Origin of the sequence: Leucobacter sp. UCMA 4100 (assembly GCF_027853335.1) — a bacterium.
Classification (GTDB): Bacteria; Actinomycetota; Actinomycetes; order Actinomycetales; family Microbacteriaceae; genus Leucobacter_A.
In genome coordinates, this window is the sequence record NZ_JAFEUS010000002.1 from 1513245 (window position 1) to 1537305 (window position 24061).

Below are 24061 nucleotides of genomic sequence, written 5' to 3' on the forward strand. Positions count from 1 at the left end.
GCTGTCAAGCTCATGTATGTCTCGTCCGGGTGGTCGAGACTCTCGTTTCGTGGCGTCCAACTCGCGGTCGGCCCCAGTGACCTCATATTGATTCCGAATGAGACTCTCTGCGTTGGAGAGCCTCTCGTGCCGACTCGCACGTTGACACTATATGTAAGGCCAGAGTTTGTATCAGACCACTCTCGATGGCTTCCCCAGATGCATCCCCTTACGATGGCGTTGGTTCAGTCACTAAGACCCGGCCCTCCAGTCCACTTCGGAACCGTAAATGAGGAACTCTCTTTTTCGCTAGGACAGGGTTTAGCCTTACTATCCCGACTGAGTATGAACGAAGCAACCGCGCCGAAGATCCTGGCCGGTGCCGCTCAGGTCTTCGCCGATCTCTTCCTACATCTTTCTGGTACTGGGTCGGCTGCCCAAACGAACCTTCCGGGCAGAGACGTCCTACGCGCAATAGATCTACTAGTTTCACATATAGAACGTCCTTGGAGTGTCCGGCATCTCGCAAATGAAGCTGCCCTTTCTCCTGCGCAACTTACCAGACTGTTTCGCAGGGAAACTGGCCTGACCCCCGCTCGATTTTTGAGGAAATTGAGGGCGAAAACTATGGCTGAAGTGCTTTTGCTCAGTGACGATCCAGTGGCGGTGATCTCTGCTCAGATTGGGTGGTCCAGCCCAGAAGTCGCCAGTCGGGCTTTTCGCGCGTACTGGGGCGTCAGCCCCTCCTCATTCCGAGCAGCGGCCCGTCTTGATGAAAACCTCATAAGGAGGCGCTTCTGAATCATTTTTTGGTAGCTGGTAGGGCTGTCTAGATGGGCTCGGTTGTGACCAGTGTCGGGGAACCAGATGCTGCGGCAAAGCGGTGTCACTAAATCGAAGTAGAGTCCCCTCATTGTTACACCGCACCTTGATGGTGTGACGGTTTCAATCAGGGTGATGACGGCTGGTGACGGATACCGGTACCTCTTGAGCTCTGTCGTCATTGGCGATGGCGACCGCGATGCTGCCGCAGCCCTGACCAGGTACTATCTGAAATCTGGAACCCCACCCGGCACCTGGGGCGGAACCGGTGTCATTGGACTACCCGGAGGTGAGATTTCCGCTGGAGACTCGGTGTCCGAGGAGCAACTGCGGCGGCTTATGGGCTACGGGCAGGACCCGAGCACGGGTGAGCAGCTTGGTCGCCCGTACCGGAAGTTCGCGACCGCCTCGCAGCGGGTCGAGCGTTGCATCGCGAAACTCCCCGTAACTCTCACTACTGAAGAGCGCGCGACACAGGTCGGGTTGATCGAGGCTGAGGAAGCAGCGAAGCCGACCGGTGCGCCGGTCGCTGGTTTCGATCTCACGTTCTCCGTCCCGAAGTCCGTTTCCACGCTCTGGGCGGTCGCCGACGGAGGAACCCAAGCGCTGATCGCGCGAGCACACCACGCCGCAATCCAGGACGTGATCGAACTACTGGAACGGGATGTTGCCGCGACGAGGGTGGGCGCGAAAGGTCCGCGGGGCGCGGTCGCTCAAGTACCGGTGCGGGGTGTGATTGCGGCGGCGTATGACCACTATGATTCGCGGGCGTCTGATCCGCAGTTGCATACGCATGTGGTGGTTGCGAACCGGGTACAGGCGGCGCGGGATGGGAAGTGGCGCACCCTCGATTCCCGCGCACTCCACGCAGCAGTGACCGGGCTGTCTGAGCATTACAATGCGGTCCTCGCCGACAGAATTACCCAGGTGCTCGGGGTGGGGTGGGAGGCGCGTGAGCGTGGTGTGGGTCGGTCGAGGGCGTGGGAGATCACCGGGGTCTCGCAGGGCTTGATGGATGAGTTCTCTTCCCGTACCCGCGATATCGAGCAGGTCAAAGACCGCCTCGTCGCTGACTATGTGGAAAGGCATGGCAGGCAGCCGTCCCCGAAGCTGCTGTGGCAGTTGCGTCAGCAGGCGACGCTCGAGACCCGGCCATCGAAACAACAGCACTCCCTGAGCGTCCTCACCGCACAGTGGCGTGCACGCGCCACGAATGTACTCGGGGAGGACGCACCGACCTGGGCTTCGGCCTTGCTTGCGGGAAGCGCTGCTGATCCGTTGCTGCGTGCTGATGACATTCCGCTCGATGGCCTCGGCGCGGTAGCTGCGGTTGTGATGGAGCGGGTGGGTGATCGGCGGGCGACGTGGAAGCGATGGAACCTCCACGCAGAAGCCGTCCGCCAAACGATGGGGCTCCGGTTCGCCACCGCCCAAGACCGTGACACCATCACACGGCAGATCGTCGACGCCGCTGAACACGCATCCCTCCGGTTGACGCCGCCGGAGCTGGCGTCGACCCCGACCATATTCCAACAGGCCGACGGTACGAGCGTGTTCCGTCCGAAAGCCTCCACAGTGTACTCCTCCGAGCGGGTCATTGCTGCCGAAGACGGGCTCCTTGCCGCAGCAGAGAATCGCACCGGGCCAACGGTGCCGCTCGCGTGGATCGAGCAGGCCGCCCGTACAGAGAACAAGGACGGGTACACGTTGTCGCCCGATCAGGAGCAAGCGATCGCAAAGATCGGCATCTCCGGCCGCACCTTGGATGTTCTCGTCGGCCCCGCAGGTACCGGGAATACCACATGTCGAGTTTGACGCCAGTAGGAACCTCGGCAACCGTCATCCGGGCGGGGCGCTCGTTCCTCGTCGTGGTACAACGTGGTGAACAAGAGATGCTGGCCCGGGAGTTCCATGAGGACGCGCATAGATACCAGAACGGCGAGTGTATTGTGTGGGCCGCGGGGCATGTGCTCGTGGGTGCGTCGCGCGGTTCGCGACCTGGTGTCACTGTAGGTGATACGAAAGCCAACGATGTGCCGGGCATAATCGTGAAGCTCAGTGGGATCTCACAGGTGCTGTCGTTGCAGGTCCGTGACGGGCGCATCTATCGGCTCTTCGGCCAGTGCAATCCTGACAGATCTGAAACCCTGGCTGCCCCGGCGAAGCCGGCGGCTCTGGAGAGCTAGTATTCCAGCGGTGGCGGCGCGAGATGGGTGGAGACCCCGATGCGGTTCCAGAGATTGATCGTGCCGATCGCTAGCACCAGGTCTGACAGCTCCCGCTCGTTGAATACCTCGGAGGCTTCCCGCCAGACATCGCCATCGATGCCGTCGAAGACGTGGGTGATCTGCTCAGTCAGTGCTAACGCAGCGCGCTCCTCCTCGGTGAAGAAGTTCGTTTCCTGCCACACATTGACGGCGAAGATCTTCCGAGTCGGCACACCGTGCTTCTCAAGGTCGGTCGCGTGTATGTCCACGCAGAATGCGCACCCGTTGAGCTGAGAAGCACGGAGCTTCACCACATCGAGCAGTATCGGGTCGAGGTTGCGGCTGACGTAGCCATCGAGCGCGGCGACCGCCTTGTATCCCTCGGGGGCGTGATGGCTGATGGCCAGGCGCATGATTCCCTCTTCTTTTCGTCGTGACGGACTGAGTGTCTGCTCAGTTGGTGAGTGGCACACGCCTGTGCAGGGCCTACTTTACGGGGATCACTCAATGTGATCCCCGTAAAGTAGGCCCTGCACAATAGGGTCACTCCGGCGTAGAGTGGACCCCCGAGACCGTGCCGTTGAAACTGGTCGCACTTCTACTATCTTATGGCATGCCGTTGGCCACGGAGTGGTTTGATCCCGCGGCTACTGGCCTACGGCAGCTTGCCGCGCCCTGACTATTGGAATCGGCCACAGCGCTGCCCCGGCGTACAGAAAGGCCTGTCTGCGTTTGGGCGGGTTTTGCGGGCGGGTAAGTGGGCCAATGCGACTCTGCCGATGATGGCAAGGGGCTCGCGCTGGCCCTGTGAGACCTCTGGGAGCGGGGACTTCACAGCGTGAATCACCCTGAGCCGCTGCGGCACTGAACCAGGCAGTCACATCGGGGGTTGGAACAAGTGTGTCCTCTGCTCTGTCGCTACTTGCTCGGGCATCAGCCTGAGCGGAACCCAAGCAGTTGGCATCAACGGCAGGCATGGCCTTGCTCATTGGGCAGAAGTTTCGGGATCGGCTGGGTAGCCAACGGGAAGCATGCCCAGCACCGAGTGAGATCGTGGTATCCACAGTTGCGTCGCTGAGCGCATCCTGGCCGAGTCTAGACCGCCGAGAAAGACCGTTCCGAGTCCATTTTCCGCGGCCCAAAGGTAGACGTTCTGGCTCACAAGCCCTGCCTCGAACCAGCAGAAACTCTCACCCCGACTGGCCCTCTGGGACTCGAAGGCACGGTTGGCGGCGGAGAGATCGGCCGAAAGGACCAGAATGAGCGGGCATTGTCTCAGCCAGGCCGCGTCAAGTGTTCCTTCCGCGAGCCCGGTTCGGTGATCACCGTATACAGCTCCAGCGAGGGAATGCTCTTCAGGGAGATATTTGTAGGCCCCGGGGTCCAAACCATCCACAGCGGCTGCGACCACGGTGACCTGAATGTCGTATCGCGCGTGCGCCGAACCGTAGGGCCTGCGGGTATCTGGTGCGGAACCAACCGCTTCTCCCAGCAGGCGGCTCATTGTCGCAAGGGCGATCTGATCCGGGCGGTACATCTTTATTGAGCGACGCCGTCGCAGAGCTTCAGCGATAGCGCTCCCGCCCTGCACGGCGTTCAGAACAATCCCGCAATCATCCGAACGCCCACTCGTTCCTTCACTATCGGACTGCGATGACATACTCCTCCATCTCTTGATGACCAGCAGACGGTTCTCAACGGATACCGATAAGCGAGCAAAGAATATGGACCCCCACTCAACTCGCGAGTAGGGGTCCACATGCTCTTCGGGTTGCGTTGCCTAGCCTATTGGACTACCACTTCAACGCAGACTGTGGGCACGGATTTTGCGCGACCGGTAACGAGTGAGCGCCGTCACCCCCGCAAGCATGAGCAGTGCGGCAGATCCGAGCATTCCCTCAGCTCCGGTCATGCCCGTTTGTGCGAGCCCCGCCGAGGCTGCCGCTGCTGATGTCACCTGAACGTCAAGGGTGTTGCTTTCTCCAGACAGTACATAGGTGTCGCCTCCATATTCTGCAACAACATGATAGCTGCCTGGCGTATCAAAGGTGTGGGTCACCGTCGCCACCGCTGCCATTCTGCCGTCAGCGTGAGCAGTCAATGCCACATCTGCAGCAACCACTTCACCATCAATGAGCAGGTTGATCTCGCCTGTGGGTACAAAACCGAGCCAGGTATGCTCTTGCCGGTCGGCCATCAACGGTGAGAGCGTCAGCGTACCTACGTCTTCCACTATGCTCGGATCTCCCGCGACTCCTTCAGACGCCGCGTACGGAGCTACTTCAACGGTAAAGGTGTGAGCTTGCCCCGCTGTCGCTTTTTCTTCTCCGCTCAGCGTGACATTGGGTAGTGCCTGCTCGACCGTGAACTCGGCGGTCTCTGATACTCCCGTCAGATAGTTGCGTGAGCCGTCGTACACGGCGTACATCTGGTAGTTACCGGGATCGAGCCCATCAAGATCTACGGTCGCTTTTCCTGCCTCATCCAGTGTGATCGCATCGGTAAAGGGTGTTTCCGTACCGTCTTCGTGTACGAAGATGAGCTGAACTTCCCCGTCGGCTGGCAACGGTGCACCGTTGCCGTAGTCGGGTCCGGACACGGTGATGGCCGCCAATTGCGACAGCCCATATGTGGTCGTTTCTGGTTGCGGGGTCACAGTCACGATGGGTGCCGCCTGGAAGACTGTATGCTCGGCAAGCGGTGAGACTGCGGCGAGGAAATTGTCTGTCTCAATGTATCGCGCTTGGAATTCGTAGTTGGCCACATCTAAACCAGTCACGATGAGCTGTGCGAGCTCTTCATGAAGTGCGACCGGATCTTTCAGGGGAATGAATTCACCCGCCTCATTTAGGTAGCCAAACTGTACGTCACCAGTGATCTCCCCGTCTCCCGGAGATACGACTGTGGCTGACGCCGTGAGCACAACGTCCTCACCGTACTGTGAAGTCGGATTGTCTACGGCCAATCCCAGGTCGGCGTCTGCGCGCTCCACAGTGTGGGTCACCGTCGTCTGAGCGGGCAGGAAGTTCTCATCCCCAAGGTAATGCACAGTGAATTCGTACTCACCAGCATCAAGACCCTCCCAGGGAACATTCGCTTCTCCAGCCGAATCAAGGATGACCGTATGGGTGCCATTTTCACCAAGCACCTGCACCTCGCCGGTTGGGATACCCGCCCCCGGTGCACGCACAGTGACCGTCGTTTGCATTTCGAACGACTGACCTGTCACCGTCGGTTGAGGTGTGGTGGTTGCCACGATCTTCGTGGCTGCCTGCTCAGTCATCAAAGTCTGCTTCGGAGACTGTGAACCGTTAAACCCTGCACTACCTGCAAACACTGCCCAGAACCGCTTTGTCACAGCCTCTGGCACGCCGACGGAGAGGGTGACCTGGTAGTTATCGGCGAGCGGTTCGGTACCAAGCAATTCCGCAATACTTCCGTCTTGATTGGACATCCAAAATTCGACGTTCCCCCTGACCGCGCCTAGAGCTGGCTGCAGCACCTGTACGGTGGCGGTGAAGTCCCGCAGCTGCCCGGCCACTGCTTGGCTGGGGTCGATGAACAGCTGCGTTTGCGTCTCAGCGTTCACAAACGTCAGAGGGGCGACTCCTGCCGCATCCCGCCAGCTTGACTGATTGCTTGACTGGTAGCTTGCACGCACCTGCGTGATGTTTGTAATTTCTGTACCGCACGGCGAAGTGCAGGTATAGCTGAACTGTCCCTGTGCGTTTAGCGGCAGGGTTGCAAGCGTGTGTGTCTCCTGTGCCCCATCATTTTCAACGCTCAGCGTGACGTGTCCTTCAGGCACGCCGCCACTTGGTGCTGGAGTGGTCACAGTACCGCTGAACGTTAGGGTATTCCCGGTGTGCGCAGAGTATGCGTCCTCATCAAAAGTCACCGTGGGGGTGTGAATGGGGCGAATTTCGATGCTGCCGTTCCCCCAGTTGCCGACAGTCATTGAACAGTTCCCGGCTGCGCAGTAGCTGGTCCCGCCACCGCCACCGCCGCCGCCATCGGTTGAGGCGTCAGCACCGCCACCGCCTCGGTAGCCGCCACCGCCGCCACCACCACCGCCCTGGCCGGAGCTACTGTTTGCGTTGCTACCCTGCGACCCGTGCCTCCCGCTGGCTGCGCCGCCCGCTCCGGGGTCGCCACCGTTTGAGGCGCAGTTATTATTGTATTTCCAACCGCTCTGACCTGCATCCCCGCCGGGGTTACCACCACAGACGGCATACCCGCCGCCGCCGCCGCCGCCGCCTGCAATTATCAGGGGCGCGCCGTCGCTCGACACTGCAGATGCGCCGCCGCCGCCGCCGCCGCCTTGGCCAGCTGAGGGGACAAATGGTGTGTAGCTTCCTGTGCCGCCGCGACCGCCTTGTCCGTAGCCTGAACCAGCGCTTCCCCATGAGCTGCTGCCGCCACCGGGTTCTCCGTCGCCGCCGCGAGAAGCGACCTGTAGGCTCAGTGACGTGATCGAAGATACGTCGAGAGTGCTGGTCACCACACCTCCGCTGCCGCCCTCATCATTGCCACCGGCACCGCCACGAACCTCGACTTCTACTGTGTCCACCCCTGTAGGTACCTGCCATGTGTATGAACCAGGTGTCGAGTAGCTGAACGTGTCAGCGGGTATCGCAGCGACCGGGCTGCTGTGCAAAGGCACGATCACGGCGCTCACCAGTGCGGCTATCCCGCCGAGAGATGCGATTCTCTTTATTTGCGGCCGCCACCCTTGCCGGGTGCGGTTTTCTCGATACGTATTCAAGGTTCCCCTTCGCTCCTATGGTGATATTTGCAATGCATGCGCCGGTCAGGACGCAGATCTAGCCCTAGTAAATCGAAACTGGAATTGCTTTGATAGCGTGGAGAACACCTGTATTGGGTTTCCAGTAGCGTGGAGAGGTCGAAGTAGTATTTGGAAAATTCAGAAGACATGAGTGCTCCAATTGCTGCGCGCCTAGTTGAGGGACACCTGCGCGAACTACTCCACTCACACGGCCGTCAACTGAGCGTTATCGTGGTGTTTGGGGCCGCCGGAAACGGGGTGCGCACGCTCATACGTGACCGGGTTCCGCAGATGGTTCACGGACACGCCATGCGTGTTTCGGCAGGAGCCTGGCCAGACCCCTGTGACCAGAAAGCCGTGCTGCTTTGCGAGACAGTTGAGGACCTTCCCCTCTCGCCGCCCCCATCTACTACGAGTGGTGTGTGTGTTGTGGTCGGGTGCCACCGCATTGAGGCACTCCCCGAATGGGTTCGAGGTCTTCCTGGGAATGCGCGTACCATCGTTCAGCTCGACACGCTCAGCCATGCTGAGTTACAGACGTTTCTTACCACCCGACTCGGGGGCCCGGTGGCGAGTACCGCGATCCGTGAAATTGGAGGTATGTGCGGGTTCGTGCCCACCCAAGTGGCTGACCTCACTCAAGTACTCGCACGTGAAGGTGCGCTGATGCCGGTAGAGGGAACCTGGACACTCATGTCTCCCATCGATACCCGGCTGTTTCTTCCGCTACTTCGCAACGCTCTCGCCGGTTTCGATACACCAACGATCGAACTCTTTCTGTATCTCTGCCTGGTCGGCGCTGCGGCACGGGATACCCTCCCAGTCCAGTCACGCGAGCAGTTGCGTGCACTCGAGCTTGCAGGACTCATTACAGTCGAAGCTGACGGCCGGAGTGCAGTGCGAAGCAAGTTGCTCGCTGAGGCCGGCCAGCAGCTCGCGGACCCGGTCACTACCAGCACGGTATACGCTCGTGCTCTTGAACGTCCGGACCCGCCAGAACAAGTGGTGCTGTGGGCGCTGCGCCACTACCACTCGGTCCCGTCCGAAGCAGTGCAGAACGTGCTACATCACCTGCTCAGCTTGCACGAATGGCGAGCAGCCTTGCACCTCGCAAGTCTCGCCTTGGAAGCTGCCGATTGGTCACCAAACACAAGCAATCGACATAGTGCTGAGCTGTTGCTCGCCAAAGCTGCTGCGTTACGGTTTCTTGACGAGTCCGAAGACGCGATCGCAGCGCTGTCAGATGTAGAGCATCTCGCTACGGCGTTGCCTGATGCTCATGACCTTCGTATTCGGGCAGTGGTGCAACGAGCCGAAATCTTGCATTACAAAGTAGGGGATGTTGACGCGGCGCTCGACGCACTCCGCACCGCACACGCACACAGCCTGGATACCCATTCACACCACCGAGGCACTCTGGCAGGCCATCACACGTTGCATCTTCTGTACGCAGGCCGCTTTCAAGAAGCTGCCTCACCTGGGCTCCCAGAGTCATCTGGTGCCACCACGGTACCTCGACACCTGCGCACCAGAATAGCGATCGCGCAGTGCCTCGCGCTGGTGGCGGAGGGTCGCATTCGGCGAGCTTTCACCCGCACTGTGCAGATGGGGGCGCGTCAACTTCTACCGCGCCCACGTAAGGCGTGGGTGACCGAAGAGCTGTCGGCCGCATACTTTGTTTCCGCGTTCCGCAAGAACGGGCCCGCACAGTTACGCCTGTTGATGCGCCAGTTCGCGGGGAAACATGCCCGAGACTACCGACCGGACGACACCTCCTTTCAGCTAGCTCACGCCACTTGGCTACTCGCTATTGGGAATCTCGCCCAGGCAGAGCGCGAGTCCAGAAACTGCCACGCCAACACTCAATTCCATGACCCATCCGGGATGGCACAAGCAGTCGCCGCATTACGAGCACACACTGCTGCCCTTCGCGGTGACTCGCGCACCGCTCGAGCAATGAGCGCTGAAGCACAACGGTTACCGCCCCGCTCAAGCGCAATAATTGCCGGAGGAGTATCCGCTCACCTGAGCGCCGTACGCTATTTACTCGGTCAAGCGGACGGGTCTGCGCAAACGCTTCGCATTGCAAAAGAGCACATACTCACTGGCAGCTATGGATTCGCAGCCGAGGTGCTCTATTCGGGGGTACGATTTGGGGACCGGGAAGCTGCTGCTGAACTCATCAGTCTCCTTTCTAAAATCGACGGACCCCTCGTCGAACTACATACTATGCATGCACAGGCAGTACATGATTCCGATCCGGTCGCGCTGATTCATGCCGGTGAGGCACTACACCATGCTGGGCTCCTCCTGCACGCATTTGAAGCATACGGCTTGGTCGCTCACCTTCCACACACCATCCCTGTGCCAGAAGTGGCTGCGCGACGAGCCGCGTATGAAGCCGCACAGCTTGCCGATAAAATGCGTCTTGTTGCTCATCCGTTCTATCTCAACCACACAGCTAGCCCAGTGGCGACGCTCACACCGCGAGAGTGTGAAGTGCAGCAGCTGATTTTGGCTGGCTTGACCAACCGCGAAATCGCGGTACGGCTTAACCTATCCGCCCGCACAGTTGAAGGTCATATTTCGCGACTCTACCGAAAGACCGGTGAAAAGAGACGAGCCCCCGGACGAAGAATCCAGACCACAAACGAGCCACACTCCATCAACAACAGCGCTCAATGACTAGTACCACATGTCGACGTTGATGCCACTACCTCCAGCTGAACGGCGTGGGGGTCGAACTGGCCCGCTCCGCCTCGCACATAAGATCACAAGTCGGCGTTCTGCTGCATGATTCCGTCATTTCGACGGAATCATGCCTGTGAGTAACTGCTCTAAGATCCATGGGCCTGCAGCGTCGGTAGCGCATGAGTTAGCACATGAAATACCACATGCAACCTTTGGCGCCACTACCGACCATCAGCCTGGAGTGCGTGATCGCCGTTACCGCCGTGAGAAGGGAATCGGCTTCCCCGGTACGGCGTAAATGACCCCGTTGTGGCCTGTGTTTACAACGATTCGGAGTGCGTGGAGTGCATAGCAAGAAGTCTCGTCGCCAGCGTTCGTTGCCTGAATGTTGCCATGTTTCCGCCACGCAGAGGCGGATGATCTGCTCCCTCTGAGCGCCCGCTGAGTGGGGGCACGAAACAGCTACAAAGTAGCGCTTCTGGTCTGCTCCCAGCTTGGGTTATTGCGTCGTGGGAGGTCGCTAGAGCTTGCCGCGAGGAAGAGAGCTGCTGGACGCCCCGCGATGAATGCACAGGGCTGAACCGAGACTGATCGCAAACGCAGCGTTGGTGCCCCGTGAATCACACGGCCCAAACTGGCTCGTACGACAGTCGCCTCGGAGGTGCCGATCTGATGAGAGTTGGCCAAGCTTTGAGCAAGCGCGTCTCGACCAATGACTCACGGACTTGAGCCCCTCAGCGAGATTGCTCCCATGGGCCATAAGGCCGCCTTACTCCCGCTCGGGGAGTCGACGAACGATCATCGCGCCGGCGAGCAACGCCGCCGACAGTGGCAGTGCGAAGAACGTAGCAACCCTACTGATGAACCTCAGTAGCGCCAGCAACTCCTGGTAGTGGACGTTGAGCTGGGTGAGAAGTTCCGTCAAACCCATGGTTCCGATGATGCCAAGCACGAGGAGCCAAATAGCGGAAACTTGCATTTTCTTGGCGAAGTCTGCGTTGGTCTGCGTGGTTTGTTCGATCATGTTCACGGTCTTGTATCCTCCCCGTGCTCCTCGCCCCCGAACTTGCTTCTTCACAGGAGGTGGCGTAGGCGTCTGGTTCCATTCCACCGTGCCATGTTTGATGACGAATCGCCAATCGTGCGTTTCAAACGGCTTTGAAGTCTGGTGCTCCGGCACCAGAAGATGACCTTGAGGCGCCTACTTCACCGCCAAGACCCTATTGACGCCGATGATCAGAGATGGAGATAAAACACAAGTGGCATTTTGATTCCTCCTGGCATACGTTGAAAGTAGCGCTACCAAAGAGGACCTCGCCTAATTGAAACTCAATGTGATTCAGGAGTGACTGTCGTGAAGACTTCTTGGAAGACTCGCACCGGGATCGCTGCGACGGCCGCACTGTCCGCCATGATGCTTGCGCTCGGTAGTCCTGCGTATGCAACCGAGGGCTCTGCACCGCCCGAGCCTGGCCAGACCAACAGCGACATCGAATACACCCCCGTGAAACCGACCGAAGACAGAGTCTTTATCAATGGGGAACCGACTGACATTGCCGTGATGCCCGACTTCGACCCGAAGGCTCCGGCCGTGGTGATCGACGACAACGGCCCGGTAGCGGTAGAGGATCTCTCGGTCGTCAGCTCTGATGGCTTGGTCAGTGAGCTGTCGACGGTGTTAGTAACTGACAAGGCAGCCCTCGCAAGCTGCTGGACTGGCTGGGTGGCTCCGGGCACCGGAACCTGGTACACCTCAAGTCCAGGGTGTTCCGTCATTGGCATCTCGCCTTCCGCAACCGCTGGCTACGACTGGACGGTGGATTTTAGTTCCAACGGCTCAGCTTGCCTGCAGGGACGGGGCTACAAGGCTCGCCATCTCCCTGGCGGTGGCACCGCCAGGGATGAGTATTTCGGCGGCCTCGGCTGCGGCGGCGGAGGTAGCAGCGGCGGTGGCGTCGTAACTTGCGGAGAAGTAGCCTCTACCAAGGTCGTCAAGGCGATGGCGACGTCAGCACCCGTTGGGGCAGCAGGAATGTTCCAGTAGGCATCTAACCGCCCTACGACTCCGAACGGAGAGGAGGCTCCTCCTCTCCGTTCGTTTCGTTTTCCCGGTGAGGTGAATACTCACTGCTAGGGAAAGGATGTCCAATCTCCGCACTCTTAGGCGAGGTGCCGTCAAAGTGGGGAATCCGGGTTCGTCCCAGATAGATCTGATTCAAGTCGTGGAAAGCACCTAGCGATTCGTGCCTCCTCCTGGTGCCACCCACGACCCGAATCACCAAGCCGATGCCAATGACCGACCACAGAATAATCGTGAACCACGGCGTCCACGGCGCTTGAATCGCCAGTGATATCGCCCAAGCGGTGATCGCCAGAGCCACAACAGTCCATACACCGCTCTTCAATAGGCGTTGACGTAGCAACAGAAACCCCCTTTCGCGAACGATACCGGCCAACGTAGGGCAGGGCAACTACTCCCCGAGCCCTCGCGCCGCGCACCTCGGCCTCGTGTTCTTCCTCATGTAATCAGCGATCTACGGCATATGACCCGTGAGTAGCTTCGTCGCGCTAGGCCGACCTTAAGTGTTGCCAAACACCCGAAATGCATGAGGAGCAGCCTCCGCCGCCTTCTCTGAATGGACGCAGGCTACGTTCATGTCGTAGGAGGCGACGAGTCAGAGCCCGATTCCACGTTCACGCTGTGAGTCCGAGCCTTGGCGTGTGGACGCTTCGGGTGAGGAGAGATGCCGTTGACGATGTTTGGCTTGCCGCTGCGCAAGTTCCCGCTCCACGCGTTTGATCTGAATGAGCTTGGCGGCATCGTTCACCGGCAGGCTGCGGATTTCCTCACTCTCGGCACGAAGGAGCGCTGCAAGGCCGCGGGCGTCGCGGGCGTCACGAGCGGGGTTGAGAGCGCGCATCCCGTACTGGTGAGCACGCGCGTTCTCAGGCCCGTACTCGCGGGCCAAGAGCGCCAGGCGTTCGTTGCGGTAACGCTCACCCGCTGTGGCCCGTTCGGCGTGCGCGGCTTCGACAGCTTGTTCAGCGTCGCGCACTCGGGCATCGGCTTCTGCTCGCCGCTCTGCGACCTGTGCTGCCCATTCGGGTAGCGCACTGGGTGTTCGTGTCGGTTCGGCCTCCCACGCATCGCGAAGGTGTGCCCGACTTGCTGCTGCTTGTTCGCTTGCAGCGCGGTGCTCATCGCGGGCCTTGCGCCGCCCGAACCGTCGAACAGCCGCGCGCCGCGTGTTCGCCGTCCTCTCTGCCTCGACGGCGGCAAGGTATACCGCGCCGTCTTGTTGTGCTTGCTCAGTGAGTGGCGCGGCGACCTCCGCACGTACCCGTGCAACTTCTTCCTCGGCCCGGCGAAGCACGGCGGTACTCTCTTCGTTCTCGGCACGGTGTGCAGCGCGCTGGGCGTCGAGCCGGTTCGCGGTCTGCTCCCACTGCTCCGCCAATTGTTCTGCGTGTTCGGCTTCGCGGTCGAGCTTGGCGAGTTCTTCGGTGACGCGCTGGATCGGGCCGTTGCTGACGATGCCGCGTACTTCTTCGGCTGCTTGCGCGGTAGCGTGGTCGAGGCCACGGTCGGCGGGATCGCGCTCCATCGCGGCGACGAACTTCGCACGCGCATCCGCCAGGTTCTCGGCAGCGACGTGCAGCCGGTTGTGTTCGCGGCCTCGGGTCATGCCGACGTAGACGCCTGCCGCGCTCGTCGCCTCAGTCAGGAACGTGTGCGAGGTGTCCACGGTCGCGCCTTGGACGCCGTACGCGGTGGCTGCGTAGGACAGGTGCGCGTGGTCACTCACGTAGTCCGGTGGGAGGGCGACGGTGCGGGGGTTTCTGCGCCCGCTGCCGGTTTCGCGGGCGTAAACGGTGCCGCCGTCGGTGACGTGCTGGACGATCCATTGCTGCCGGTTCGCCACGCCCAGGTCGCTGTCGTTCTTGCGGGTCTGGATCAGGTCGCCGGCCCCGATGGGCAGTTCGTCGCTCCCGGTCGCTGTGATCGTGTCATCGACTTCGCCCGCCTCGGCTCGTCCGGTGCGGATGCGTTCGTTTAATGCGGTTGCGTCGTCGTTCGAGGTGACTGTGATCGCTTCCCCCTTGGTAGCGTGGTCGGTGATGTGGTCGTGTGCCTGTTCCTCGTCCGCATGCAGCGTCACGAGCCCCATCGCGGTGAGCCGGTCGAACACGTCACCAGGGTTCTCCCGGTCACGCATCGTCAATGTGAGTGCCGCGTACTCGGCGTCGGTGAACCGGTGGAGTTCGGTCATGTCGTGGGTGCGGCCCCTGATCTGTGCGGCCATGTCGAGCACCCCACCCCGGCCAACGGCGGGGAGTTGCGCGCGGTCGCCGACCAGCGCGACGATTGCTCCTACTTCTTGGGTGATGGTGAGGAGGGCGTGGGCGGTGTCTTGGTCGAGCATCCCGGCCTCGTCCACGATCACCCGCTCACCCCGCAACAGCCGCGCATCGTCGGGCGGGCCGGTGTAGGAGCGCCCGGTGTCGGGGTCAACGTCGCCGTAAGTGAGGCGTGTCCACACGCCATCAGAGTTCCAGCGCCATCCGTACGCGTGCACGAGCGCTGCAACGGACGTGGCGGGGACGCCGAGCTCTCCATACGCGACCTGCGCCGCCCGCAGCGTCGGCGCAACCACCCGCGACGCACGCCCGTGCTCGATGGCGACGTCGATAGCGGTGCGCAGCATCGTCGTCTTCCCGCTACCCGCAGCACCCTCCACGACCACGAGCGGGTCAGCCGATGCAACCGCGGCAGCAGCCACCGCCTGTCCTTCATCCAGCCCCGCAGCGCGTGCGGCCTCGGTCACGTCCGGATGCTCCGGCCCTTGCTCCGGTACAGCAGCGGTGAGCAGGTCGCGCAGCGCGGTTTCGGCGGCGACCACGGTGAGGCTGGTCAGGTGCGCGACATGCTCCGGCGGCGCCGCACCCGGCTGGAGCACGGAGAAACAATCCGCGACCGCAAGCTCAGTCACCAGCATGATGAACTCTCGCAACTCGGCCGGGGTTGCTTGCACGCCGTGTTCGGTGGTGATACGGGTGACATGCTCCTGCACCGCATGCCGTGTCCATGCTGATGATGCGGCGGCGCAGCGATCCAGCGCCCGCGATGCAACCTCCTGCACACTCAGATCATCCACCCGCACCGGGCGTTGCACGGTGCTGCGTCGACGTGCAGCGGGGTCGTATCCGGCATCGGCGAGTTCCTGCACCCACCATTCCTCGTTCTTCAGATCAGCAGGCTTCTTCCCTGGCCGCTGATGTGCCCATGCGATGCGCTGCAACCTTGCCGTCATCACCGGGCCCAACTCCTCACCCGGATGCGCAGCCTCCCATTCGGCTTCGAGCCGGTCAAGGTTGCGCCTGATCTGCGCCGATCGCTTCGACATGACGCCGTTGAACGTCTGCAACTCCGCCACCTCACCGGACACCGGGTCGAGAGTCAGCCCGTGCTCAGCGAGGGTCTGCGCGAGGTGCGGGTGCGCGGCGATGACCGCGGTGCCGAGTGCACGGATCGCTCCCTGCTGCCTGAACAACCCCGCAGTGTCCAGCGCCCGCCACTTCCCAGCCGCGAAGATGCGTGTACCGATCTGCATATGGATATGCCGGTGCGGATCACCCGCCCGCGAGGTCTTGTGAGTGATTCCGACGACCTGCATCTGTTCGATAGGCAACACTTCCCGTTGGTCGCGCGGCCCGACCCTGGTGACGGAGTGCTGACCAAGCCACCGGCGAATCTCAGCCAGCGCGTCCTGCTGAGCGACATCGAGCGCTTCCGAGACTTCGGGGCGGAGGGCGGCGGCAACCGACAGGGACTTGGGGGCGTTGATCGTCATCTCCGCGAACAACGGCGACCCCTTTGACCTCTCGCCAGGCTTGCGTGGAGTGCCCATCTGCTCGCCGGTGACCGGGTTGATCCAGTCCACCCACCCCTCGTACTCCTTTGCCGACAGGGAACGAGAAGCGGTGACCTCGCCCTTGCCGTCGAGTACAGCGTACTGGGCGATGGCGTTGTCAGCGCCGAGGTAGTACTCGTCCGCCCCGGAGCGGTCGGCCTCGACATAGCGGCGTGCGGCAGCACCCGAGCCGCGGAACAGGATCACGCCACCTTTCACGCCTGCCACCACCTCCCTCATGAGTCGTCTCATGAGGGAGGTGCGCACGCCCCACCAACGGTGGCATACGTGCATTGATTTATTGATTTGTTAGGGGAGAGGATTCGTGACGGTGCTGACGGCGGCTCTGATGTCGGGGACGCCTATTCCGTATAGCGAATTGGAACGTTGGGAAGTTCCGCGGCTTTGACAGTTCGGATGACTTGACGTGTGGAGCATCCGGCTTCTAACGCGACAATGCGCTGAAAGTGAGATCTATTGAGCGGTTGAAGCTGAGAGGGCGGTCAGGGCTGTGAGGTGGTTGTGGAAGGCGAGCCGACCAGAAGGGCTGAGGCGGACCCAGACTCGGCTCTTCCCGCCACGGGCTGCGCGGCGCTGTACAACATATCCTGCGTCTATGAGCGTGGAGAGTTGCTTACTCAATGCAGAGTCAGTTGTTTGGAGGAGATCGCGGAGCGTCGAGAATTCTTCCTCTGTCACCGGATCGAGTAGTGCGCAGATCCGCAATCGTGGGATTGGATGTATCACCGGATCGAGCGATGAAAGCACGGGGACTGTCACTTTCCGATATGGCTGACCTGGCGCGCCCAGGAGCGGTCCATGAGGGGGGCCAAGGTTGTGACGATGGTGAACATGATGATCGCCGCGACCATAGGCACCCACCACCAGCCTTGCTCGGCGTAGACCGCCCGGCTAAGACCACCGATGATACCTGCCAGGAGCGCGAACCCTAAGAGCTGTGCCACCATCCGCCCTGACAGTTTGATCTTCCTTACGGCCGTCGGCTGCTTCCATGCCACAACGACCGCAATCACGACCACGGCGGCAAGGGGAACGACGAGCTGGAACACTACGGGCCAGCTTGACGTATAAGGCAGGAGTGCGAGCACGGATAGAAATAACCCGAGCATCACCCAGTAGCGTCGTGGGCGTTGTAGCCGCTCCGCATTGAGCTTCTGAGCCTCTTCAACGACATCCAGAGCTTCACGAGCATCATCAGCATCATTTTCCATACTGGAAACTCTAGCAGTCTCTTTCCCTCCTGGAAAGAGACGTTTGCTGTCGGCGTGAGGGAGCTGCGCGCGACCGTCGACAACAGGGCTGCGATGCTTTTGAAAAGCTTCAAGGCGTGCGGACTGCAGTTCGGGCCTGCGATTCGAGGGCGGAAGGTGCGTGCCGGGGTTTGGTTTGGATTGCAAGCCTTGAATGCTTAGGGGATGTATCTACTGGTGAACTCTGGTGAGAAATTGGCAAAGACCAAGGCCTGCCTTTGGTTCAAGTCGCCTCGGGCCGCTCCTGGTTCAGCAGGGTTGTAGTACGTTTCTTTCCTGCATATACTTGCTAGATGGAAAGTAGAAGCACTCAACCTTCGCCCGGGGAAGCAGCACGCTTGCTGCGGAGTCACGACGAAACTCGCGAACGAGCGGAGCAGCGGGCGGCTTCCCGGCCTTTCGCGCTGTTCATGCTGGGGGCAGCGGTCGCTATCGCAGCCTATGTGGGTGTGTTCCTGTTCTCTTTCGGCGGTCGATCCATCGAGGAGTCGACTCCCGGGCTTGGTACCTACTCCACATCTCTCCTGGTGTTTCCGATCTTGCTCTTCAGTGTTCTGGTCAGTGGGGCGCGTGAGCGGTTCGGTGTGCGCACGACCCCGTCACTCCACTACTGGATCGCCGTCGGAGTCATCCTCGCCAGTTTCTTGGCACTGCTCGCCCTGAGTGTCATTGGCGTCACTTACCCATGGTGGTTGACCATGTTCTTGCCGGTCGCCTTGTTCGGGGTGATGGCATTCAAGCCGGTCCGACAGCTCCGGAATGGGCGGACACCTGATGACGAGAGATGGGTCAACGAGCCGCTGAGCCGGCCAGCCCGGTGGACGACAGCAATTACTGGGACCACGTTAGGTGCTGTCGCCGCGGTCAGTCCTCAGGTGTGGTTTCCCGTTGTGCAGGTGGTGGTCTCGGTGCTGATCTTGGTCGCGATCATTGGCTACCGTTCTCGCTGGGGACTGGCACGGACGGGGCTTGAGTGGGGGCCAATCCATTGGGGTGCGTTTGCGATCACGGTCGGCATTCTGTTTGCACTCACAGCGCTACTGGTGCGCACGGACTGGATTACCGGATGGGTAGCGGTCGCTCTCGGCCTGGCCGCAGCTGCCCCCATGGTCATTGCCGCATTCCTACCGATCCGTGCTCAACGTAACCAAGAAGCGGGAGCATGACACACCCGAGACACCGCCTGGATGATGCGTTCCAGACCCCGATCCGCCTTTCCCTTATGGCCGCGCTCGGGAAGGATAACGAACTCGATTTCCGTACCCTTCGCGAGCTGCTGGAGACCGACGACTCCAACGTGAGCAAGGCAGTCTCACACCTGGAACGTGCCGGGTACGTCAAAGCCACCAAAGGGTATGTCGGGAACAGACCGCGGACCTGGGTCAGGGCCACCTCCAAAGGACATCGGGCGTACCGTGATCACCTGCTCGCGCTACACGCGATCACCGGCGGAACACAAGAACACTCATGACCCCAGATAAAGGGATTACATCCATCCGGTGCATTGGCGGCGCGCTCACGCGAAGCCAAAGATGCCCATCTGGGCCCTCAGGCGTGGCCAGGAAACATCGGTTTCGTCAGCCGACGGCGACGAGTGTCGACCAGGCGACATCGATCACGCAAAGACTATCGTCGGTTTCGCGGTAGAAGACGTCGCCGGGATGTTTGTCGCCGGGAGTCGCCCCCTCGGGAAGGCCCTCCAAATTGATGTTCCACTGCGGGTCGAGGGGTGCTTGTTCATCCCAGTAGTCGGCAACGAACCGTTCCGGCTCGCCTGCGGAACGGCCTTCCCAATCTTTTGCCGTGCCGAGGTCGGCTTCGGCGTCTTCGCAGAGGAGATCGGATGTTCCGTCAGAAGCGAGGTCTTTGATGAGGTTCTCGGTAGTCCGGATAACCTGAGCGCCATCGTTCCCCCATATTAGTGTGTCAGCGGAGCAGCCACTCAAGGCCGCTGCGCACACGGTTGCGAATCCGGCAAGAGCGAGGGCGCGACGTGGCTTCATGCTGTGAGGCTACAAGATGGCAGGCGCACGCGTCACTTCGGGCAGAGGCTCCTAGTGCCTGCGTGATTCTTTGTATGTGCCTGCTCCGCGTTGGCATGCAGGCACCAGGTCCCGGTCGGAGCGCGCTGTTGAATGCGCCATCACGACGGCCTGAGTATTCGCCCGGCACTGTGCAACAGGGGTGTCGCCCCCGCCCCCTGTCAGCAGTCGGTGGTGTTGTCGGCTGGGTTCCGTACCTATCCTGTGACGGAGACTCCGAGGCGTCGGGAAAGCTGGCAGGGTGACCTGTGTCAAGTTTCGGTGTGCCTGGATTCTGTATATCCACACGAACGACGCTCACGGTCGCCGCCCAATGATGAGCCATTCAGGTGGCCCAAAAGGAGACGCTGCGGGGGTGTCGAATCGGCACACCCGCTCTGAGGGGTGGGGTCCGATGCTTCGCCGGCACGGGTCGTCATGAATTCCGGCACCACCCTGTGACCGCAACCGGGTCAGAGGTGCACATATAGTACCTCAAAAGTCAAGGAACCCCTAGATGTTGTGGTTTGTGGTGCGTACCTGTCAGGTATGAACACCATTACTGACATCTCATCCAGCAGAAAACCCGCGACGACGAAGCCGCCTCCGATGCAAGCACGACGCCAGGTGCAGGCACCTGGCGAGCTGCCGCCTGCGTTCGATGCGGATGCGTTCACGCGGGAGGCGTGTGAACGGTCGGGGGTGACGTTCGGGGTCACCGACCCGGTCGCGCTGTCGAAGCTGCGCGTTCTTACACGCCCCAGCACCTGAGCGCGGTTTGCCCGGCGAACGGCGCAGGAGATTCATCTTTCCTGCGCCGTTGATGTGTGCCCAGGGTCAGGCTTTGAAGGTGATCTGCACCCGTTCGGGTCTGAATCTTGCCCCGCCGGTCGGTAGCGGTGTGATGATGAGGGTGTCTACCAACGCGGCGATGATGGCGCGTTTTTGCGGGATCGACCACTGCTCTTCCCATGCCGTACGGAGTGCCTTCTCGTCGCCGATGGGGATGCCCTTTAGTGCCGCGGATTTGCTGGTGCGCCCGAGGAGGAGTTCGGCTTCAGTGATCGAGTGTTGCGCCGCAGTTTTCGCCGCATGCAATTCGGCACGGGTGAGGATGCCTGCCCCGTAGTCACGGGCCATATCTTCCATCCGCTGCCGTGCCGCGGTGATCTGCTTCATTGCCGCCGACACTGCGTTGTCCTCGCCGGGCGCTATGTCCGGGAGGGTGGTGGCGGTGAGCCTGCGAATGATGGCCTCCGACACCACATCCTCGACCCCGGCGGCACTGGCCGACAGGCCGCCGCGCTCCGGACGACCCGGCAATGGCAGGCACCGGTAGAAATGTTGTTTAGAAGGTGCCGTCTGGCCGGAGCGCCAACCCCCGGTGACGAGGGTGTTGCCGCACTTGCCGCAGGAGATGATCCCGGCCAGCAAGCTCTTCGCGCTCCTGCCGACACGGCGGTCAGGGTTGGCGAACACCGCGCGGATACGTTCGGTCTCTTCCGGTGTGATGATCGCCTCCCAATTCCCCGGCCCCATGATCGCCCGACCACCCGGTTTCTCACCCCCACGGGGCGCGCCTGGGTCATAGGCGCGCTGCCCCGAGATGCGGGCTGAGCACAAGATCGACCGGACCGTCGAGGCATGCCAAATATTCAGGCGACTCTTCCCCTTCGACGGCGGTGTCGGCCCGTCATCACGATTCAGCCAGACCGCGATCTGCCTGATCGACTGCCCCGCGAGGAACCGGTCCGCCATCTCCCGAATCACGGCGGCTTCTTCGGGGATGAGAATGCCGCCGAGGCCGTACCCGTATTTTGGGGCACCATGCCACTCACCCCGTTCTGCTTTCTGCCGATTCGCGCGACGGATCCGATCCGCCTTATGCCCGGACTCGTACGACGCAATCGCGACGAGTTGTCTCGCCATCAGGCGACCTTCGTGGGCGTTCAGATCAAACGCGCCACCCTTGACCGTTTCGATCCGGATCGGGTGCGACTCCACCAAATCGATGAGGTCTTCCAACTCGCGCGGCTTCCGATACAACCGGTCGACGTGCCAGGCGACGATGCGTGATGGGCCGAGTTTCACACGTTCGAGGAGTTCGAGATATCCGGGCCGTTTCTTGTTCCCGTATGCGGAGATGTCGTTATCCATGAACACCGCTGGTTCGCTGATGCCGAGGCGGGCGCAGAGGTCGAGGCAGTCCTGCCGCTGACGATCCACACCCGCCTCCGCACCCGTCCTGTCTTCTGAGATGCGTAGGTAGACGACCACCTGCTCCATCGCGCCGCTGTTGCTGATATTCGTGCCGCTCATGACGACCTCCTTCACTGGGTAGGTACGTCGGTCAAACCCGACACGTCGACAAAACGACCACTATGAGTGCTCTCCGCAGGGCGTGGGAGAAGGACTACGGTGCCGGGTCGGTGGTCGGATTGGCTCCGTCCGCGGCCGCAGCGGATGTGCTCGCCCAGGATCTCGGCATCAGCACCGAGAACACAGCGAAATGGCTGCACGAGCACCGCCGTGGCACATGGAACCTCACCGCCGGTCGGTTAGTGATCATCGATGAAGCGTCCCTCGCGGGAACCCTTGCCCTGGACACGATCACCGCCCACGCCGCCGACGTGGGCGCGAAGGTGCTGCTGGTGGGTGATTGGGCGCAGCTGGCTGCGGTCGACGCGGGTGGGGCGTTTGGGATGCTCGTCCGGGATCGTGGCAATGCACCGGAGCTGCTGGATGTGCGCCGCTTCCGGAACGACTGGGAGAAACACGCCTCCCTGCAGTTGCGCCTCGGCGACACCGACGTCATCGACACCTACCTCGAGCATGACCGAGTCACCCCGGGAACCTACGAGGACATCCTCGATGCCGCCTACCAAGCCTGGGTCACTGACCAAGCTGCGGGCAAGTCGTCGGTGCTGATCGCAGAGACCCTCGACACGGTATCTGAGCTGAATACGCGTGCCCGCACCGAGCGGATCCTCGCCGGAGATGTCGCCCTGGATGGGGTGAAGTTGCACGACGGGAACGAAGCCTCCCGCGGGGACCTGATCATCACCCGTCGCAATGACCGCCGCCTCTCCCTCGGGCGAGGCTGGGTGAAGAACGGCGACCGCTGGCACGTCACTCAAGCGCACGACGACGGATCTCTCACGGTCCGCCGGGCGCACTCGAGGTGGAGGACCACGATCATCCTCCCATCCGCGTATGTGGCGGACCAGGTCGACCTCGGGTACGCGATCACGGCTCACCGGGCGCAGGGCTCCACTGTCGATACTGCGCATGCGATCGTGCACTCACCCGAGATGACCCGGGAATCCCTTTACGTCGCGATGACCCGCGGCCGGGAATCCAACCGCGCCTACATCGCGACCGATGAACATCACCTTGAAGATCACCAGCACCGGGACGACCTGCAGATGACCGCCCGGTCCGTGCTCTACGGCATCTTGCAGCATGTCGGTGCGGAGCATTCCGCCCACGAGACCATCACGACTGAGCAGGACATGTGGGGGTCGCTGGCCCAGCTTGCTGCCGAGTACGACACCATCGCCCAAGAAGCGCAGCAGGACCGGTGGGTCACCCTCCTCGAACACGGCGGCCTCACCCCACAGGCGATCGATGAGCTGGTGGAGACGGACTCGTTCGGGATCCTCACCACCGAACTGCGCCGACTCGAAGCCGACGGGCACGACATCAACGACCTCCTCCCACGCATCACCCGCGCCGGAGGCCTCGATGGGGTGGAGGATCTCGGGTCGTTGCTGCGCTACCGGGTCCAGAAAGTCGCCGCCACCTACCAGCCGTCAGCGCGCCGGGTGTCGCTGATCGCCGGCCTCGTCCCGCGTGCGACTGGCATCACCGACCCAGCCATGCGGCAGGCGCTCCAGGAGCGGGAGCAGCTCATGCAGCAACGCCTCGACGCCCTCACCACCACGGCCATCGAACGGCCCGAGCCGTGGATGAGCATCGTCGACGGCCTGGACCCCGACGCACGGGCGACGGCGGTGCGGGTGGTGGCCGCGTATCGGGACCGGTGGGGCATCACCTCCACCAGCCCCCTCGGACCCGTCCCCGACGATGACGCAAAGAGGATCGACTACGAACGCGCCCGAGGGCTCCTCGCCAGCCATCAGCCAGACCAGCAGGACGCATCGCCCGGGGCTCAGCAACGGCGCAGCCGCACCCTGTGAGCACCAACGACCGCCCGGCAAGGGATTGCTCTTCCTTTGCTGCAGGGCCGCCGGTATCCTGATGGTGGCAGGAGCAACCACACGCCGAGCCCCCGGACATTGTTCAGGGGTGACGCAGACCGTTCGAGCAGCATCTCGGGCACTCAACCACTCAGGACCAGCCACACCGCAAT

General features: G+C 61.5%; 18 protein-coding genes. 9 read left to right on the top strand and 9 right to left on the bottom strand.

Annotated features, from left to right (window positions below; translation table 11 throughout):
- Window positions 1-324 precede the first annotated feature (324 nt).
- The 3 genes from JSO19_RS13130 to JSO19_RS07210 all read left to right on the top strand — a co-directional run bounded on the left by JSO19_RS13130 (window position 325) and on the right by JSO19_RS07210 (window position 2987).
- Window positions 325-780, top strand: coding sequence for a helix-turn-helix domain-containing protein (locus tag JSO19_RS13130; RefSeq protein WP_442915680.1), 456 nt, complete (start codon window positions 325-327; stop codon window positions 778-780).
- A 135-nt stretch (window positions 781-915) separates the two neighbouring features.
- Window positions 916-2616 carry a MobF family relaxase gene (mobF, locus tag JSO19_RS07205; RefSeq protein WP_270910691.1) on the top strand — a complete coding sequence of 567 codons (1701 nt, stop codon included), beginning with the start codon at window positions 916-918 and terminating at the stop codon, window positions 2614-2616.
- A complete protein-coding gene (locus tag JSO19_RS07210) occupies window positions 2604-2987 on the top strand; it encodes a hypothetical protein (RefSeq protein WP_270910692.1) in 384 nt (127 codons plus the stop codon). Before mobF (JSO19_RS07205) ends, JSO19_RS07210 begins: the two co-directional genes overlap by 13 nt.
- Here JSO19_RS07210 and JSO19_RS07215 read toward each other — a convergent pair.
- From JSO19_RS07215 to JSO19_RS07220, 3 genes are all read right to left on the bottom strand, one after another.
- Window positions 2984-3421, bottom strand: a complete 438-nt coding sequence (locus tag JSO19_RS07215; protein ID WP_270910693.1) for a carboxymuconolactone decarboxylase family protein — start codon at window positions 3419-3421, stop codon at window positions 2984-2986. The genes JSO19_RS07210 and JSO19_RS07215 overlap by 4 nt on opposite strands.
- A gap of 572 nt (window positions 3422-3993) precedes the next feature.
- Window positions 3994-4668, bottom strand: coding sequence for a SagB/ThcOx family dehydrogenase (locus JSO19_RS13135; protein ID WP_442915681.1), 675 nt, complete (start codon window positions 4666-4668; stop codon window positions 3994-3996).
- A 141-nt stretch (window positions 4669-4809) separates the two neighbouring features.
- Entirely contained in the window at window positions 4810-7686 is a 2877-nt protein-coding gene (locus JSO19_RS07220; RefSeq protein WP_333735223.1) for an Ig-like domain-containing protein, read from the bottom strand.
- Between the two features lie 801 nt (window positions 7687-8487).
- Here JSO19_RS07220 and JSO19_RS07225 point away from each other — a divergent pair.
- Window positions 8488-10479, top strand: a complete 1992-nt coding sequence (locus JSO19_RS07225) for a helix-turn-helix transcriptional regulator (RefSeq protein ID WP_270910694.1) — start codon at window positions 8488-8490, stop codon at window positions 10477-10479.
- 775 nt (window positions 10480-11254) lie between these two features.
- Here the strand turns inward: JSO19_RS07225 and JSO19_RS07230 are convergent.
- Window positions 11255-11515: a hypothetical protein gene (locus JSO19_RS07230; protein WP_270910695.1), complete on the bottom strand. Its 261-nt coding sequence runs from the start codon at window positions 11513-11515 to the stop codon at window positions 11255-11257.
- A 324-nt stretch (window positions 11516-11839) separates the two neighbouring features.
- Here JSO19_RS07230 and JSO19_RS07235 point away from each other — a divergent pair, with 324 nt between their 5' ends.
- The gene (locus JSO19_RS07235; RefSeq protein WP_270910696.1) at window positions 11840-12529 is read left to right on the top strand and encodes a hypothetical protein; all 690 of its coding nucleotides are present in this window, start codon (window positions 11840-11842) and stop codon (window positions 12527-12529) included.
- A gap of 631 nt (window positions 12530-13160) precedes the next feature.
- Here JSO19_RS07235 and mobF (JSO19_RS07240) read toward each other — a convergent pair.
- From mobF (JSO19_RS07240) to JSO19_RS07250, 3 genes are all read right to left on the bottom strand, one after another.
- Complete coding sequence (mobF, locus tag JSO19_RS07240; RefSeq protein ID WP_270910697.1) at window positions 13161-16637, bottom strand: MobF family relaxase; 3477 nt, start codon at window positions 16635-16637, stop codon at window positions 13161-13163.
- Between the two features lie 234 nt (window positions 16638-16871).
- On the bottom strand, window positions 16872-17282 hold the full coding sequence (locus JSO19_RS07245) for a transcriptional regulator (protein WP_333735111.1): 411 nt from the start codon (window positions 17280-17282) through the stop codon (window positions 16872-16874).
- On the bottom strand, window positions 17174-17629 hold the full coding sequence (locus tag JSO19_RS07250) for a hypothetical protein (RefSeq protein WP_270910698.1): 456 nt from the start codon (window positions 17627-17629) through the stop codon (window positions 17174-17176). Before JSO19_RS07250 ends, JSO19_RS07245 begins: the two co-directional genes overlap by 109 nt.
- A gap of 332 nt (window positions 17630-17961) precedes the next feature.
- Here JSO19_RS07250 and JSO19_RS07255 point away from each other — a divergent pair, with 332 nt between their 5' ends.
- Window positions 17962-18834, top strand: coding sequence for a hypothetical protein (locus JSO19_RS07255; RefSeq protein ID WP_270910699.1), 873 nt, complete (start codon window positions 17962-17964; stop codon window positions 18832-18834).
- Window positions 18831-19139, top strand: a complete 309-nt coding sequence (locus JSO19_RS07260; protein WP_270910700.1) for a winged helix-turn-helix domain-containing protein — start codon at window positions 18831-18833, stop codon at window positions 19137-19139. The genes JSO19_RS07255 and JSO19_RS07260 overlap by 4 nt, the downstream gene beginning before the upstream one ends.
- Before the next feature lie 106 nt (window positions 19140-19245).
- Here the strand turns inward: JSO19_RS07260 and JSO19_RS07265 are convergent, their stop codons facing one another.
- On the bottom strand, window positions 19246-19671 hold the full coding sequence (locus JSO19_RS07265; protein ID WP_270910702.1) for a hypothetical protein: 426 nt from the start codon (window positions 19669-19671) through the stop codon (window positions 19246-19248).
- A gap of 567 nt (window positions 19672-20238) precedes the next feature.
- On the opposite strand from JSO19_RS07265, the gene JSO19_RS07270 reads away from it, so the two are divergent.
- Window positions 20239-20460, top strand: a complete 222-nt coding sequence (locus JSO19_RS07270) for a hypothetical protein (RefSeq protein ID WP_270910703.1) — start codon at window positions 20239-20241, stop codon at window positions 20458-20460.
- Between the two features lie 66 nt (window positions 20461-20526).
- Here the strand turns inward: JSO19_RS07270 and JSO19_RS07275 are convergent, their stop codons facing one another.
- Complete coding sequence (locus JSO19_RS07275; protein WP_270910704.1) at window positions 20527-22008, bottom strand: recombinase family protein; 1482 nt, start codon at window positions 22006-22008, stop codon at window positions 20527-20529.
- 62 nt (window positions 22009-22070) lie between these two features.
- Here JSO19_RS07275 and JSO19_RS07280 point away from each other — a divergent pair, with 62 nt between their 5' ends.
- On the top strand, window positions 22071-23888 hold the full coding sequence (locus JSO19_RS07280; protein WP_270910705.1) for an ATP-dependent DNA helicase: 1818 nt from the start codon (window positions 22071-22073) through the stop codon (window positions 23886-23888).
- Window positions 23889-24061: the final 173 nt, after the last annotated feature.

Coding starts and splice junctions, on each gene's coding strand:
- JSO19_RS07260 (WP_270910700.1), top strand. CDS start 18,831: ATGACACACCCGAGACACCGCCTGGATGATGCGTTCCAGACCCCGATC.
- JSO19_RS07270 (WP_270910703.1), top strand. CDS start 20,239: ATGAACACCATTACTGACATCTCATCCAGCAGAAAACCCGCGACGACG.
- mobF (WP_270910697.1), bottom strand. CDS start 16,637: ATGAGGGAGGTGGTGGCAGGCGTGAAAGGTGGCGTGATCCTGTTCCGC.
- JSO19_RS07210 (WP_270910692.1), top strand. CDS start 2,604: ATGTCGAGTTTGACGCCAGTAGGAACCTCGGCAACCGTCATCCGGGCG.
- JSO19_RS07275 (WP_270910704.1), bottom strand. CDS start 22,008: ATGAGCGGCACGAATATCAGCAACAGCGGCGCGATGGAGCAGGTGGTC.
- JSO19_RS13135 (WP_442915681.1), bottom strand. CDS start 4,668: ATGTCATCGCAGTCCGATAGTGAAGGAACGAGTGGGCGTTCGGATGAT.
- JSO19_RS07215 (WP_270910693.1), bottom strand. CDS start 3,421: ATGCGCCTGGCCATCAGCCATCACGCCCCCGAGGGATACAAGGCGGTC.
- JSO19_RS07250 (WP_270910698.1), bottom strand. CDS start 17,629: ATGGAAAATGATGCTGATGATGCTCGTGAAGCTCTGGATGTCGTTGAA.
- JSO19_RS13130 (WP_442915680.1), top strand. CDS start 325: ATGAACGAAGCAACCGCGCCGAAGATCCTGGCCGGTGCCGCTCAGGTC.
- JSO19_RS07280 (WP_270910705.1), top strand. CDS start 22,071: ATGAGTGCTCTCCGCAGGGCGTGGGAGAAGGACTACGGTGCCGGGTCG.
- JSO19_RS07265 (WP_270910702.1), bottom strand. CDS start 19,671: ATGAAGCCACGTCGCGCCCTCGCTCTTGCCGGATTCGCAACCGTGTGC.
- JSO19_RS07255 (WP_270910699.1), top strand. CDS start 17,962: ATGGAAAGTAGAAGCACTCAACCTTCGCCCGGGGAAGCAGCACGCTTG.
- JSO19_RS07225 (WP_270910694.1), top strand. CDS start 8,488: ATGTCTCCCATCGATACCCGGCTGTTTCTTCCGCTACTTCGCAACGCT.